Source organism: Nocardioides anomalus, assembly GCF_011046535.1.
Lineage (GTDB): Bacteria > Actinomycetota > Actinomycetes > Propionibacteriales > Nocardioidaceae > Nocardioides > Nocardioides anomalus.
On the sequence record NZ_CP049257.1, the window covers coordinates 3,933,242 to 3,947,483 of the forward strand.

The window sequence follows — 14,242 nt, forward strand, 5'->3', positions numbered from 1 at the left end:
CCCACATGGAGCTCGCGATCGTGATCGCGGTCGTGGTCGTCGCCCTGGCCTTCGACTACACCAACGGCTTCCACGACGCCGCCAACGCCATCGCCACCTCGGTGTCGACGCGTGCGCTGACCCCCCGCATCGCGCTCACCCTGGCCGCGGTCATGAACTTCGTCGGCGCGCTGCTCGGCCAGGAGGTCGCCAAGACCGTCCAGGGCGTGCTGACCATCGACGGCGTCTCGGAGAACCACGGCCTGGTCATCGTGCTCGCCGGCTTGCTCGGCGCGATCACCTGGAACCTCATCACCTGGTACTTCGGGCTGCCGTCGTCCTCCTCGCACGCCCTCATCGGCGGCCTGGTCGGCGCCGGGCTCGCCGGCGGCGTGACCATCGAGTGGTCGACGATCCTCGACAAGGTCATCATCCCGATGGTGGCCTCGCCGATCGTCGGCTTCGCGCTGGCCTTCGCGATCATGCTCGCGATCATGTGGATCTTCCGCCGCCGCAACCCGCACCGGGTCTTCCGCGGCTTCCGGATCATGCAGACCCTCTCGGCCGCCGGGCTCGCACTCGGCCACGGCCTCCAGGACGCCCAGAAGACGATGGGCGTCATCTTCCTGGCCGTGACCACCGCCGGCTACTACACCAACGCCGCGGGCGAGCCCCGGGACGGCCTGCCGCTGTGGATCGTGCTCGCCTCCGCCGGCGCCATCTCCTTCGGCACCTACTCCGGCGGCTGGCGCATCATGCGCACCCTGGGCCGCCGCATCATCCACCTCGACCCCGCCCGCGGCTTCTCCGCCGAGACCGCCGGCACGATCGTGCTCTACACGACCGCCTTCGTCTTCGAGGCGCCCATCTCCACGACCCACACCATCACGTCGGCGATCATGGGCGCCGGCGCCACCAAGCGCTTCTCCGCCGTCCGCTGGGGCGTGGCCCGCTCGATCGTCACCGCCTGGGTGCTGACCTTCCCCATGGCCGGCTCCGCCGCCGCGGTGGTCTACCTGATCTGCCGGTTCGTCTTCCAGCTGCCCTGAGCGCACGACCGGCCCCGACCCTGCGGGCCGGGACCGGTCTGCGGTGCTGGTCGGCTACTTCTTCTTCTTCTTGGCCTTGAGCTTGTAGGTCAAGGTCGTGGTCGTCGTGTTGCCGGCCCGGTCGGTGGCCGTCGCCGTCACGACGTACTTCTTGCCCTTCTTCTTCTGCGTGATGGTGCAGCCGGCCACGCCGGACAGCGTGTCGGTGGCCTCGCACGTCGGCTTCTTCTTCTTGGGGTAGGCCTTGCCCTTCTTCACGCCCTTGATCGCCACCGTCGGCGCCACGGTGTCGATGTCGATGTCGGTCGCGCTCGCCTGGACCGTCGTGCCCCCGGTGTCGGAGATCGACCGGGTCACCGACTGGTCGGCTCCCGAGCCGCCCAGCGTGACGGGCGCGGGACAGCCCCCGCTCAGCGGCAGGGAGCCCGCGGTGCACGCGAACGTGACGGTCACCGGGGCGCCGTACCAGCCGGCGGCGGTCTTCGCCTTGGCCGAGGTCAGCGATGCGGTGAGGCGGGGAAGCGAGCAGTTGAGCGTCCCGACGCGGATCACGTGGCCGTCGGTGTTGCTGTCGTCGGCGTAGAAGGTCGGCTTCAGCCCGTTGACGCACTCACTCTGCGGGGCGATGGCGAAGCCCTCGTTGTTGAGGTTCGCAGAGCCGGGGTTGCCCGGACGCTCGAAGAACCCGGTCCGCGCGAAGGCGCCCGAGGCGTTGACCTCGAACGTCGCCGTGCGGCCGCCGCAGGTGTCGTCGCAGACGGCCCACAGCTTCCGGGTGCCCGGTTCGTAGGTCAGGTCCATCACGCTCGGGAAGCCGCTCGGGAACGAGGCCACCCTGGTGTAGGCCGAGCCGGTGAGGTCCAGCGCGTAGGCGTAGACGGTCCCCGTCTGCTCCACGCCGACGAAGAAGAGGCCGGTGCCGTGGTGGGGGTAGCTCGCCGGGTCGTAGACCAGCCCGCCACCGGTCCTGAACCCCTTGCTCGTCAGGTAGCTGTCCGGCACCCAGGTGACGCCCTCGAGCGCCATGTTGTCGTCGAGAACGGGGATGTCCGAGGCCAAGTCGGCCGCGAGGTTCCACTCGTGCGCGGCGGTCAGGGTGGCGCCGGGGCCGTCCACGAACTGCAGGATCGACGGGCGGCTCACCTTGCTGACGGCTTCACGCTCGGTGGAGGAGAAGAACCCACCCGCGACGCCGGCGCCGGTGAGCGTCAACCCCTCGGTGTCGGGCGCTGTGACGCCGCCCGGGAAGAACAAGGTCTTGGCGCCGTTCGTGCCGTAGGTCGTGTCGCGGACCCAGGTGGCCCCACTCCTGACCAGCTTGTAGAGCGTGCCTTCGGTGTTCTGGACCGCCCACAGCGTCGCGGGGTTGCCGCCGTCGGCCGCCTGGTAGGCCAATCCACTGACGTCGTCGCCGGCCGCGTTCGCGGCCCCGACGGTGAACGTGTTGGCGCCGTCGGCCACAGCGGTCGCGTTGCCTCCCGGCCATGGCGAGGCCGGGCCACAGACGTTGGCGGAGTTCTTGCTGGGCGTGGCGTCCACGAACCCGCCCGTGCCGTCGGGGCACCGTGAGTACGTCCCGTGGGCCGGCGACGTCCACGTGAAGCTGTCCAGCTCGGAGGCGCTCCCCGGAGTCATGAAGCGCGCCTTGTCGCTGTCACCGAGGCTGCCGACGTCCAGGGTGAAGAGGGCGCCCGGTTGGATCGTGGTGCCGGCCGGGATGGTGAAGATGTTGTTGCCCGAGTCCCGGATCACGTAGCTGGAGATGTCGACCGGCGAACCGCCGGTGTTGATCAGCTCGACCCAGTCGTCGGGGAAGCCGTCCTGGGACTCGATCTCGTTGATCTTGACGTCGGTGTCGGCCGCGTGAGCGGGCGACGGCAGTGTCGCCAGGACGCCGAGCGCCAGCAGTGCCGAGGTCGCGGTGGACAGGACGAGATGACGCGTGCGCACGGTGCCCCCAGGGTGATCACTCACCCGAGCGGGTGAGGACTGACGGGCACGCTAGGCGGTCTCGGCCCTCAGCACCATGGCCCGCCGTGGTGGTCCTGAGGACGTGTCTCAGCCGAAGCGGCCCGAGATGTAGGCCTCGGTGGCCTCGTTGTCGGGGTTGCTGAACATCTTCTTGGTGCTGTTGAACTCCACCAGGTGACCGGGCTGGCCGGCGGCCTTGAGGTTGAAGAAGCCGGTGTCGTCGGAGACGCGGGCGGCCTGCTGCATGTTGTGGGTGACGATGACGATCGTGTACTCGGACTTGAGCTCGTGGATCAGGTCCTCGACGGCCGAGGTGGAGATGGGGTCGAGGGCCGAGCAGGGCTCGTCCATGAGGAGGACCTGGGGCTGGACGGCGATCGCGCGGGCGATGCAGAGGCGCTGCTGCTGACCGCCGGAGAGGCCCATGCCGGGCTTGTTGAGGCGGTCCTTGACCTCGTTCCAGAGGTTGGCGCCGCGCAGCGACTTCTCGACGATGGCGTCCTGCTCGGCCTTCTTCATCCGCTTGGAGTTGAGCCGGTTGCCCGCGAGGACGTTGTCGTAGATCGACATCGTGGGGAACGGGTTGGGGCGCTGGAAGACCATGCCGATCTGGCGGCGTACGGCGACGGGGTCGATCGCGTGGTCGTAGAGGGACTGGCCGTCGACCATGATCTTGCCCTCGACGCGGGCGCCGGGGATGACCTCGTGCATGCGGTTGAGGGAGCGGAGCACGGTGGACTTGCCGCAGCCGGAGGGGCCGATGAACGCGGTCACCGACCGCGCCTTGATGGTCATGTTGACGCCCTGCACGGCGAGGAAGTCGCCGTAGTAGATGTCCAGGTCGGAGACGTCGATGCTCTTGGCCATGGTGATCAGCCCTTCTTGACTGCGAAGATGCGGCCGACGAGGCGGGCCAGCAGGTTGAGCGCCATCACGATGGCGATGAGGACGAGGGCGGCGCCCCAGGCCCGTGCGATGCCGGGGGCCTCGGCGCCGGGCGGGGCGTCGAAGGCGACCGTGCCCGGCTGGGTGAACGAGTAGTAGATGTAGACCGGCAGGGTCGTCATGCGCTCGCCGAACAGGTTGAAGTTCACCGAGTCGGTCTTGCCGGCGATGACCAGCAGCGGGGCGGTCTCGCCGATGACCCGGGCGATGGCGAGCATGACGCCGGTGATGATGCCGCCCAGCGAGGTGGGCACGACGACCTTGACGATGGTGCGCCACTTCGGGACGCCGAGGGCGTACGACGCCTCGCGCAGGTCGTCGGGGACTAGGCGCAGCATCTCCTCGGTGGAGCGCACGACGATCGGGATCATCAGCAGCGAGAGGGCCACCGAGCCGCCGAAGCCGAAGCGGATCTGCGGGCCGAAGATCAGCACGAACAGCGCCAGCGCGAAGAGACCGGCCACGATCGAGGGGATGCCGGTCATCACGTCGACCAGGAAGGTGATCCAGCGCGCGAGGCGGGTGCCCTTGCCGTACTCGACCAGGTAGATCGCGCAGAACAGCCCGACCGGGACCGAGATGATCGCGGCGGCCAGCGTGACCAGCAGGGTGCCGATGATCGCGTGGTAGATGCCGCCCTGCGCGTCGCCCACGACGTTGCGCATGTCGTAGGTGAGGAAGGCGCCGTTGATCTCGCCGAGGCCCTTGCTCAGCACCGTGTAGATCAGCCACACGAGCGGGATCACGGCCACACCGAACGCGGTCCACACCAGCGAGGTCATCAGCCGGTCCACCGCACCGCGGCGGCCCTCGATGCTGGCCGACCAGAGCGGCAGCCCGACGATGAAGAGGACGGCGGTCAGCGCGACGAAGGCGGGGATGCCCCAGCCCAGGAGCAGGGCCAGCAGCCCGGCGGCGCCGAAGGCGACCACGGCCACCAGGCCGGGCGCCCAGGTGGGCAGCCGCGGCGCGGTCAGCGGCAGGGAGGCCCGCGAGCTGGGCGGTGCGTCGACGGTGCTCATCGGGTCAGCTTCCGCTCGGACCGGGCGACCACCGCGCGGGCGGCGAAGTTGACGCCGAAGGTGAAGGCGAACAGCACCAGGCCGGTCGCGATCAGCACGGCGAGCTTGGCCGGTGTCGCCTCGGCGAAGCTCGAGGCGATGTTGGAGGCGATGGTCGCGGGGTTGGTGTTGCTGATCATGTTGAGGGTGATGACGGGGCTGGCCGAGAGCACCATGGCGACCGCCATGGTCTCGCCGAGGGCCCGGCCCAGGCCCAGCATGATCGCGGAGACCATGCCCGAGCGGGCGTACGGGAAGACGGCGTAGCGGATCATCTCCCAGCGCGTCGCGCCGAGGGCCAGCGCGGCCTCCTCGTGCAGGCGCGGGGCCTGGGCGAAGATCTCGCGGGAGATGGCGGTGATGATCGGCAGGATCATGATGGCGAGCACCACCCCGGCGGTGAGCACGGTCTTGCCGGTCACCGACGCCGGCCCCTTGAAGAAGGGGATGAAGCCGAGGTTGTCGTCGAGCCACTGCTGCACGGTGACCAGGTGCGGCGCGAGGGTGCGGGCGCCCCAGAGGCCGAAGACCACGGAGGGTACGGCGGCCAGCAGGTCGATCACGTAGGCCACCGGCACGGCCAGCGCGCGGGGCGCGTAGTGGCTGATGAACAGGGCGATGCCCAGCGCGAACGGCACCGCGATCACCAGCGCGATGAGCGCGGCGAAGATCGTGCCGAAGAGCAGGCGGCCGACGTAGGGCCAGAAGCTGTCGAGCGGGGCGTAGTTGCCCGCCGGCTTGCTGATGCCGGGGATGCCCTCGACGGCGAGGAAGATGAAGACGGCCGCCAGGGCTCCGAGGATGACGAACCCGGCGCCGGTGGCGAGGCCGCGGAAGATCCGGTCGCCACGCTGCGTCGCGGGCCCGGCCTGGGGCGGCTCAGTCTCGGTGGTGGTGGTCACGCTGCTCCTGCTGGATGGGGTCCGACAGTGATCGGTCCCGGACCGCGGTGCGGCGAGCCGGCCGGCTGGCCGACTCGCCGCTCCACGGTGTCGAGGACCTCTCGGGCCTTACTTGATCTGCTCGATGATCCCGGAGGCCTCGTCGGCCAGCGAGGAGTCGAGCGGCGCGGAGCCGGCCTGCTCGGCGGCGGCCTGCTGGCCCTCCTCCGAGACGACGTAGGAGAGGAAGCCCTTGACGAGCGCCCCCTCGTTGGCGTCGTCGTAGGTCGGGCACGCGAGCAGGTACGACGTGAGCAGCAGCGGGTAGGCGCCCGAGTCGGTGTCGGTGCGGTCGATCTCGATCGCCATGTCGGTGTCGTCGCGACCCTCGGCCCGCGGCGAGTTCGCCACGACCTGCGCCGCACCCTCGGCCGAGGGCTTGTTGAACTCCTCGCCCACGCCGAGCGAGGCGATGCCGAGGCCGCCGGCCTGGCTCTCGTCGGCGTACCCGATGGTGCCGTCGCCGGACTTCACCGCGGCCACCAGGCCGGAGGTGCCCTCAGCGGCCTCGCCGCCCTGGATCGGCCAGACGCCGTCCGGGTCGTAGGTCCAGGCGCCGTTGGCGGCCTTGGAGAGGTAGTCGGTGAAGTTGCTCGTGGTGCCGGAGTCGTCGGAGCGGTGCACCGGCGTGATGGCGGTGTCCGGCAGGTCGGCGTCCGGGTTGTCGGCCGCGATCGCGTCGTCGTTCCACTTGGTGATCTGGCCGTCGAAGATCGCCGCGATGGTCTCGGGCTTGAGGTTCAGCTCGTCCACGCCGGAGAGGTTGTAGATGACGGCGATGGGGCTGATGTACGCCGGGACCTCGATGACGCTGCCACCGCAGCGCTGCTTGGCGGCGTCGAGCTCGCCCTCGTCGGTGCTCAGCGCCGAGTCGGAGCCGGCGAACGAGTAGGCCTTGGAGATGAAGTTCTCGCGCCCGGTGCCGGAGCCGACCGGGTCGTAGTTGACGGTCGCGCCGGAGTTGGCGCTCTGGAAGCCGGCGCGCCACACACCCTGCGCGGACTCCTGGGCGGACGAGCCGCCACCGTTGAGGGTGCCGGTCAGGTCGCCGCCGCCCGTGTCGGTGCTGCTGCTGCTTCCGCCGTCGCTGGCGCTGCCGCCGTCGTCGTCGGAGTCGTTCGCGGCGCCGCAGCCGGTGAGGGCCAAGGCGAGCGCGGCGATGCCGGGCACCACGGCACGACGGATGGACAAGCTGTTCACAACGATTCTCCTGAGTCGTCTCGGGACTTACGCCGTGAACGTAGGGAGCCGAGGTGTCTGGTCCGGCGGGCCCGGGTGAACGAGGCGTGAACGGAGCCGGTCCGTCTGATGGCGCTCAGCCGGGCGTGAGACGTACACCACGTGAACGACCCCGTGGGGCCCGTCCGGGCGTGCCTCAACCGACGAGGTGACGCTCGCTGGCGCGGACGTCGCCCCTGCGGAGGTGGACCACGACCAGCTCGCCCGGCGCTAGCCCCGGGTCGTCGAGCCCGAGGGCTCCGAACACGCTGGGCAGCACCGGTCGGTGGGTGCAGAGCACCAGACCGCCGGCCTGGGCCGGCCGGTCCTCGAGCCGCTCGGTCAGCCGGCGGACGAGACGCTCGACGCCGTCGTCGGTGGCGTCCTCCTCGCTGAGGTCCGGCTCCTCGCGGACCCGCAGGTCCCGCTGCTCGGCGTACGGCGCGAGGGTCTGGACGCAGCGGGTGCTGCCGGAGCTGACCAGGCGGCGCAGGTCGTAGGCCGCGAGGACCGGCGCGAGCCGCGCCGCCTGCTGCGCGCCCTCGGCGAGCAGGGGCCGGTCGCGGTCGTCGTGGCGCCAGCTCTTGCGCGAGCGCGCCCGGCTGTGGCGCAGCACCGCGAGCGTGCGCGTCTTGGGGCGCTGCCCGATCGCCTCGTCGAGGGTCTCGACGTCGAACTGGTAGGTGAGCCGCCGCCGGGCCTTGTCGTAGGGGAACCAGGCGACCTCGTCGATCTCGTCGTTGGGCTGGTAGTCGCCGACGTCGGTCCCGGCCGTGGCCCGGCCGACCCAGTAGTGCACGCGCTTGGCGCCGGCCTTGATGCGGTAGCGCTGACCGCCGAGCGGCACGCCCAGCCGCACCCGCAGCCCGGTCTCCTCCTCGACCTCGCGCACCGCCGCCGCCGTCGGGTGCTCGCCGCGGTCGACCTTGCCCTTGGGGAAGGACCAGTCGTCGTACTTGGGGCGGTGCACCAGCAGCACCTGGCGCTGCGGACCGAGGACCACCGCGCCGGCCGAGACCACCTCGCGCACGTGACCGGACGGCATGATGGGAGTCAACCATCCGCAGGCGACGGGGAGGAGACCCGGTGGCGAAGCCGTGGCGACGCCGGCTCACCCTCGCCGGGGCGATCGCCGTCGCGCTCGTGCTCCTCGCCTGCGCCGCGGTCGTCGGCGTGCGCTGGTGGCAGGACCGGCACCGCACCGAGCTCGAGCGCGCGATGGGGTACGCACCGGCGCAGACCCAGCGCTACTCCTGGACCGACTGGGCGGCCATCCGCCGCGAGCTGCACGCCTCGCTCGACGCCCGCTCGCCCGCCTCCGACGTGGAGGACTTCCTGCTCGACGGGTACGACGCCGACCTCACCTCCGGCTCGGCGATGGGCGAGTCGACCACCGTGCTCCAGGAGGCGTTCGGCTTCTCCCCCGCCGACGTCTCCTGGGAGCTGCTGGCCCAGAGCGCGACCGGCTCGGTCCTCGTCGTCGGGCTGCCCTCGTCGCTGGACGTGGGCGACCTGGCCGACGACTTCGAGGGGCTGGGCTACACGCCCCCGTCCTCGGACGAGACCTCCGGCGGGGTCTGGCAGGGCGGCGAGCAACTCGTCGCGCAGATCGCCGAGAGCAACGGTGGCAGCCTCTCGCCGCAGTTCCAGTACCTCGCGCTCGACGACGACCAGCACCTGCTGCTCGCGAGCGACTCCTCGGCGTACCTCCGCGACGCCGCCGGCTCGCTGCCGGACTCGATCTCCGACGAAGGGCTGCGCGACGTGGCCGGCGCGGTCGGGTCGCCGCTGTCCGCCGCGGTGTACACCGGCGACTACGCCTGCAAGGCGCTGGCCATGGCCCAGGCCGACGACGGCGACCAGGCGAGCGCCGACCAGCTCATCGCCGCCGCGGGGGGCGTCGACCCGCTCACCGGCTTCGCCATGGCGGCCGAGCGGGACGGCACGGTGCGCGTGGGGCTGGCCTTCGAGGACGACGACCAGGCGCGCCGCAACGCCGACAGCCGGGCCGAGCTCGCCGGTGGACCGGCTCCCGGGCAGGGCGGCGACTTCGGCGACCGGTTCGCGCTCGGGCGGGTGGCGGCCGACGGGCGGGTCGTGACGATGGCGCTCGAGCCGCGCGACGGCAGCGCCGTGCTGTCCGACCTGTCGACCGGGCCCGTGCTGTTCGCGACCTGCTGAGCGGACACCTGCGGCCCGCCTGGGGTCAGGCGGGACGGAGGGGGCAGACGCGGCTCAGACGATGCAGAGCGCGTGCGCGAGAGCGCGGCGGACGCGGTGGACCCAGAGGAGCACGGCACCACAGTGCCCACCCGATCAGGGCCGCTCTCTCACCCTTCGGGGTAGTTCTGTCGGGCTCCGGAGGATCTCCGGTGGGGCCGCGGATCAGTGGAACCGGCGCAGGCGCAGGCTGTTGGAGACCACGAAGACCGAGGACAGGGCCATCGCCGCGCCGGCCAGCATCGGGGTGAGCAGCCCGGCCGCCGCGATCGGCAGCGCGGCGACGTTGTAGGCGAAGGCCCAGAACAGGTTGCCGCGGATGGTGCCGAGGGTGCGCCGGGCCAGGCGTACGGCGGTCGCGGCGACCCGGAGGTCCCCGCTCACCAGCGTGAGGTCGGAGGCCGCGATGGCCGCGTCGGTGCCGGTGCCCAGGGCGATGCCGAGGTCGGCGGTGGCCAGGGCGGCGGCGTCGTTCACGCCGTCGCCGACCATGGCCACCACGCAGCCGCGCTGCTGGAGCACGCGGACGGCCGCGACCTTGCCCTCGGGCAGCACGCCGGCCACGACCTCGTCGATGCCGACCTCGGCCGCGACGGCGCGCGCGACCTGCTCGTGGTCGCCGGTGAGCAGGACCGGGCTCAGGCCGAGGGCGCGCAGGCGGCGCACGGCCTCGGCCGACGTCGGCTTGACCGTGTCGGCGACGGCGAGCACACCTCTGGCCTTCCCGCCCCAACCCGCCACCACCACCGTCCGGCCCGCCGCGCGGGCGCGCTGCACTGCCGCCGTGAGGTCGTCGGGGACGACCAGGCCCTCGTCCGCGAGCAGCTCGGGGCGGCCGACGACCACGTCGTGGCCGTCGACGCTGCCACGCACGCCCCGGCCCTCGAGGTTGCGGAAGCCGGTCACCTCAGGTCGTGGCTCGCCCGCGGTGGCCCGCGCCACTGCACGCCCGACCGGGTGCTCGGAGGCCGCCTCGACCGCGCCCGCCAGCCGGCGCACGACGGCGGCGTCCTCGCCCGCCCCGGCGACGACGTCGACCAGCGCCAGCTCGCCGGTCGTCACCGTGCCGGTCTTGTCGAGCACGACCGTGTCGATGCGTCGGGTGGCCTCGAGCACCTCGGGGCCGCGGACCAGGACGCCGAGCTGGGCACCCCGGCCGGTGCCGACCATCAGCGCGGTCGGCGTGGCCAGCCCCAGGGCACAGGGACACGCGACGATCAGCACCGCCACCGCCGCGGTGAACGACGCCGCCGCACCGGCTCCCGTGCCGAGCCAGAAGCCGAGCGTCGCCACCGACAGTGCGATCACCACGGGGACGAAGACGCCCGAGACGCGGTCCGCGAGTCGTTGTGCCTGGGTCTTGCCGTGCTGTGCCTCCTCCACCAGTCGGGCCATCCGCGCCAGCTGGGTGTCGCTGCCCACCCGGGTGGCGCGGACGACGAGTCGTCCGTAGGTGTTCAGGGTGGCACCGGCCACCGACATCCCGGGGCCCCTGTCCACAGGGACCGACTCCCCGGTGAGCACGGAGGCGTCCAGGGCCGACGTACCGCTCTCGACGACGCCGTCGGTGGCCACGGTCTCGCCCGGGCGGACGACGAAGCTGTCGCCGACACCGAGCTCCCCGATCGGCACCCGCACCTCGGCCTCGCCACGCAGGATCGTGACGTCCCTGGCGCCGAGCTCCATGAGGGCGCGCAGCGCGGCGCCGGCCGCGCGCTTGGAGCGCTTCTCGAACCACCGCCCGGCCAGGAGGAACGTCGTGACGCCGGCCGCGGCCTCGAGGTAGATGTCGTCGAGACCGTCGCCGCGCTCCAGGGTGAAGCGGAACGGGTGGGTCATGCCGATGACCCCCGCGTCGCCGTACACCAGCGCGACCAGGGACCACCCGAAGGCCGCGAGCGTGCCGACCGAGACGAGGGTGTCCATCGTGGTGGCGCCGTGGCGCAGGTTGACCGCGGCCGCGCGGTGGAACGGCCAGCCGCCCCAGACCACGACCGGCGCGGCCAGGGTCAGCGACAGCCACTGCCAGCCGTCGACCTGCAGGGCCGGGACCATGGCCACGAGCACCACCGGGACCGTGAGCAGCGCCGAGACCAGCAGCCGCTGGCGCAGCACGTCGAGCTCCGGGTCGCGCGCGTCCGCCTCCAGCGCGGTGGGCTCGGTGGCCTCGGTGGTGGGCAGGGTGGCGCCGTAGCCCGCGGCGGCCACCGTCGCCAGCAGGTCCTCGGCGCTCACGGTCTCGGGGTAGGTCACCCGCGCCCGCTCGGTCGCGTAGTTGACGCTCGCGGTGACGCCGTCGAGCTTGTTGAGCTTGCGCTCGATGCGGTTCGCGCACGAGGCGCAGGTCATGCCGGTGATGTCGAGCTCGGTGGTGAGCTCGGGGTGGACGTCAGTGGTCATCGACGCTCACCGTGAAGCTCGCCGTGTGCACGGTCCCGGCGTGCTGGAAGTCCAGGAAGAGGCGGTAGCGACCCGGCGAGGGGAAGGAGGTCCGGAACGCGACCTCCGGCCCGGCGCCGCCGTCGTCCTCGGGGTGGACGTGCAGGTAGCCGAGGTCGCCGTCGCGCAGGGCGACCAGGTGGCCGTGCGCGCCGAGGTAGGGCTCCAGGTCGCTCACCGGCACGCCGCCGCGCGAGACGGTCGCGGTCAGCACGGTCTCGACGTGGTCCCCCACGTCGCCGGCCAGGGTGACGTCGTAGCCGTCGACCGAGGCGGTGCGACGGTCCGCGCCGAGCGGCTCGGGCGCGAAGTCGCCGGGGACCAGCAGGTCGGTGCCGAGGACGGTCTTCTCACCACCGGCCGGCACGAAGTCGGCCACCACGCGCCACGCGCCCGGGGTGAGCTCCACCCCGTCGACGCTCCACTCGCCGGTGTCGGCGTCCAGCGTCGGGTGCACGTGCTGGAAGCCGGTCAGGTCGCGCCGCACCACGACGAGGTGCAGGTCGCGCTCGTGCTGCTCGTCGTACGCCGTGAGCGGGGCTCCGTCCGCACCGGTGATCGTGAAGGCGATCCGCTGCGGGCCGGGGGCGGCCTCGGCGGCGTCCAGCGCCAGGGTCCAGCCGTCTGCCGATGCCGCCAGGCCACCGACGTCGTGGCCGCTCGAGCCCATCCCGGGCATCGCGCCCATGTCGTCGTGCTCCGCTGCGGCGGCCGGGTCCGAGCCCACCGGGCCGACGACCCGGCCGACGCCGAGGGCCAGCGCGAACAGCGCCGCGCAGCCCGCGACGTACGCCACGAGCCGGGTCACGGTGCTCACGCCAGCGAGTAGCCGGCCTCCGCGACGGCGGCGGCGACCGCCGCGCGGTCGAGGGGCTCGGCGCTGGTCACGGTGACGCGTCCGGAGACGTGGTCGGCGCTGACGCCTCGGACGCCGGCGAGCTCGCCGACCTCCTCCTGGACCGACATCTCGCAGTGGCCGCAGGTCATGCCGACGACGTCGAAGGTCTCCTCGTGGGCCGCGGGCTGCGTCATGAGCGCACCAGCCGGGTGATGGCGTCCACGGCCTCGGTCACCTTCTGGCGGCCCTCCTGCTCGCCGGCGCGGGCGGCGTCGACGACGCAGTGGTTCATGTGGTCCTCCAGCAGGCTCAGCGAGACCGCCTGGAGCGCCTTGGTCACCGCGGCGACCTGGGTCAGGACGTCGATGCAGTAGGTGTCCTCGTCGACCATCCGCTGCAGGCCGCGGGTCTGGCCCTCGATGCGGCGCAGCCGCTTGAGGACGTCGTCCTTGCGGTGCGCGTAGCCGTGCGTGCTCGCTTCCATGTGTCTACCGTACCCCCCTAGGGTATGAAGACAAGGGCGCACGCGAACGCCGCCGAGCGGGACGAGCTCAGCGGACCCCGAGGATCCGGTCGATCTCCGCGGTGGAGAGGTGCTCGTCGGCCTCGCTGGCCGCGATGATGAGGTTGGTGGTCAGCTCCACCTCGCCCAGGAGATCGGCGTCCTCGAGCGTCACGTCGAACTGGTCGTGCACGCGCGGACTCCTCTCGGACTGGGGCGACTGCCTACGGGTAGGGGTACCCCCAGACGCCCCGTGACACCCAGCGTAGTGCGCGCCACCCGGAACCCGCAGTGGTCAAAACGGGTGGCGCGGTGGCCCAGATGGACCACCCGAACGCAGCACGAGGCCCCACCCGTCGGGTGGAGCCTCGTGACTGTGTCGTCCAGGATCAGAGAGGACGGACGTTCTCCGCCTGCGGGCCCTTGGGGCCCTGGGTGACGTCGAACTCGACCTTCTGGTTCTCGTCGAGGGACTTGTAACCCTGCGACTGGATCGCCGAGTAGTGCACGAAGACGTCGTCGCCGCCGTCCTCCTGCGCAATGAAGCCGAAACCCTTCTCGGCGTTGAACCACTTCACGGTGCCCTGAGCCATTGCTCGATTACTCCTTAGTCGGGGCGTGAGGCCGTCACTTCAACGGCCCCGCAATTGATGCGGTGACTCGCCGCTCCCGACCCGCAGGAACTCCTACAAGCAGAAACGCCGTTGGTCCCAAAACCCCACCGGCGTCAGACCAGCTGGATGTTGCACCTCTTGCTGCTGCAGACAGTACCAAGGGATGTCGACGCGAGCACCAGTCGCGGCGTCTTCCTGGGACGAGCCCGGCGCCGCGGCGGCGACGATGCCGGGACCACCGCGCCGTGACGGCCTGGCGACTCGGCGCCGCCGGCGTACCGCCGCCCCATCCGTTGTCACCGTTCTGTGGATTTGGCGTGGCGCCGTTGTGGATCCGGTCTGGACATGTCCACACACCGAGCGTCTCGTGAGTCACAGGAGGCAACTCCTGTCCCGAAACAGTCGTACGAACGACCTAGTCACATCGGGCCATGGGGGTGCCGATCCACTGATCATCAACAGGAG

14 protein-coding genes are annotated in these 14,242 nt (G+C 71.6%); 2 read left to right on the forward strand and 12 right to left on the reverse strand.

The annotated features are described in order from the left end of the window. The first annotated feature begins 5 nt into the window (after nucleotides 1-5). On the forward strand, nucleotides 6-1,028 hold the full coding sequence (locus tag G5V58_RS19650) for an inorganic phosphate transporter (RefSeq protein WP_165236505.1): 1,023 nt from the start codon (nucleotides 6-8) through the stop codon (nucleotides 1,026-1,028). A 54-nt stretch (nucleotides 1,029-1,082) separates the two neighbouring features. On the opposite strand, the gene G5V58_RS19655 is transcribed toward G5V58_RS19650, so the two are convergent. From G5V58_RS19655 to G5V58_RS19680, 6 genes are all read right to left on the reverse strand, one after another. Further along, nucleotides 1,083-2,978, reverse strand: a complete 1,896-nt coding sequence (locus G5V58_RS19655; RefSeq protein ID WP_230486769.1) for a lamin tail domain-containing protein — start codon at nucleotides 2,976-2,978, stop codon at nucleotides 1,083-1,085. Nucleotides 2,979-3,086: 108 nt separating this feature from the next. After that, a complete protein-coding gene (gene pstB / locus G5V58_RS19660; protein ID WP_165236507.1) occupies nucleotides 3,087-3,866 on the reverse strand; it encodes a phosphate ABC transporter ATP-binding protein PstB in 780 nt (259 codons plus the stop codon). Nucleotides 3,867-3,871: 5 nt separating this feature from the next. After that, nucleotides 3,872-4,966 (reverse strand): phosphate ABC transporter permease PstA, encoded by a 1,095-nt coding sequence (pstA, locus tag G5V58_RS19665; protein ID WP_165236509.1) that lies wholly within the window; start codon nucleotides 4,964-4,966, stop codon nucleotides 3,872-3,874. Further along, nucleotides 4,963-5,907, reverse strand: coding sequence for a phosphate ABC transporter permease subunit PstC (gene pstC / locus G5V58_RS19670; protein ID WP_165236511.1), 945 nt, complete (start codon nucleotides 5,905-5,907; stop codon nucleotides 4,963-4,965). Before pstC ends, pstA begins: the two co-directional genes overlap by 4 nt. A gap of 108 nt (nucleotides 5,908-6,015) precedes the next feature. After that, nucleotides 6,016-7,146 carry a phosphate ABC transporter substrate-binding protein PstS gene (gene pstS, locus G5V58_RS19675; protein WP_165236513.1) on the reverse strand — a complete coding sequence of 377 codons (1,131 nt, stop codon included), beginning with the start codon at nucleotides 7,144-7,146 and terminating at the stop codon, nucleotides 6,016-6,018. 175 nt (nucleotides 7,147-7,321) lie between these two features. Then, the gene (locus G5V58_RS19680) at nucleotides 7,322-8,209 is read right to left on the reverse strand and encodes an NUDIX hydrolase (RefSeq protein ID WP_165236515.1); all 888 of its coding nucleotides are present in this window, start codon (nucleotides 8,207-8,209) and stop codon (nucleotides 7,322-7,324) included. A gap of 41 nt (nucleotides 8,210-8,250) precedes the next feature. On the opposite strand from G5V58_RS19680, the gene G5V58_RS19685 reads away from it, so the two are divergent. Next, complete coding sequence (locus G5V58_RS19685) at nucleotides 8,251-9,345, forward strand: hypothetical protein (RefSeq protein WP_165236517.1); 1,095 nt, start codon at nucleotides 8,251-8,253, stop codon at nucleotides 9,343-9,345. Between the two features lie 204 nt (nucleotides 9,346-9,549). Here the strand turns inward: G5V58_RS19685 and G5V58_RS19690 are convergent, their stop codons facing one another. The 6 genes from G5V58_RS19690 to G5V58_RS19715 all read right to left on the reverse strand — a co-directional run bounded on the left by G5V58_RS19690 (nucleotide 9,550) and on the right by G5V58_RS19715 (nucleotide 13,756). Beyond that, nucleotides 9,550-11,784, reverse strand: coding sequence for a heavy metal translocating P-type ATPase (locus G5V58_RS19690; protein WP_165236519.1), 2,235 nt, complete (start codon nucleotides 11,782-11,784; stop codon nucleotides 9,550-9,552). After that, entirely contained in the window at nucleotides 11,774-12,640 is an 867-nt protein-coding gene (locus G5V58_RS19695; RefSeq protein ID WP_165236521.1) for a hypothetical protein, read from the reverse strand. The genes G5V58_RS19690 and G5V58_RS19695 overlap by 11 nt, the downstream gene beginning before the upstream one ends. After that, a complete protein-coding gene (locus tag G5V58_RS19700) occupies nucleotides 12,637-12,855 on the reverse strand; it encodes a heavy-metal-associated domain-containing protein (protein WP_165236523.1) in 219 nt (72 codons plus the stop codon). The genes G5V58_RS19695 and G5V58_RS19700 overlap by 4 nt, the downstream gene beginning before the upstream one ends. After that, complete coding sequence (locus G5V58_RS19705; RefSeq protein WP_165236525.1) at nucleotides 12,852-13,145, reverse strand: metal-sensitive transcriptional regulator; 294 nt, start codon at nucleotides 13,143-13,145, stop codon at nucleotides 12,852-12,854. The genes G5V58_RS19700 and G5V58_RS19705 overlap by 4 nt, the downstream gene beginning before the upstream one ends. A gap of 67 nt (nucleotides 13,146-13,212) precedes the next feature. Next, nucleotides 13,213-13,356 carry a hypothetical protein gene (locus tag G5V58_RS19710; protein WP_165236527.1) on the reverse strand — a complete coding sequence of 48 codons (144 nt, stop codon included), beginning with the start codon at nucleotides 13,354-13,356 and terminating at the stop codon, nucleotides 13,213-13,215. A 196-nt stretch (nucleotides 13,357-13,552) separates the two neighbouring features. Beyond that, nucleotides 13,553-13,756, reverse strand: coding sequence for a cold-shock protein (locus tag G5V58_RS19715; RefSeq protein WP_028650227.1), 204 nt, complete (start codon nucleotides 13,754-13,756; stop codon nucleotides 13,553-13,555). Nucleotides 13,757-14,242 lie beyond the last annotated feature (486 nt).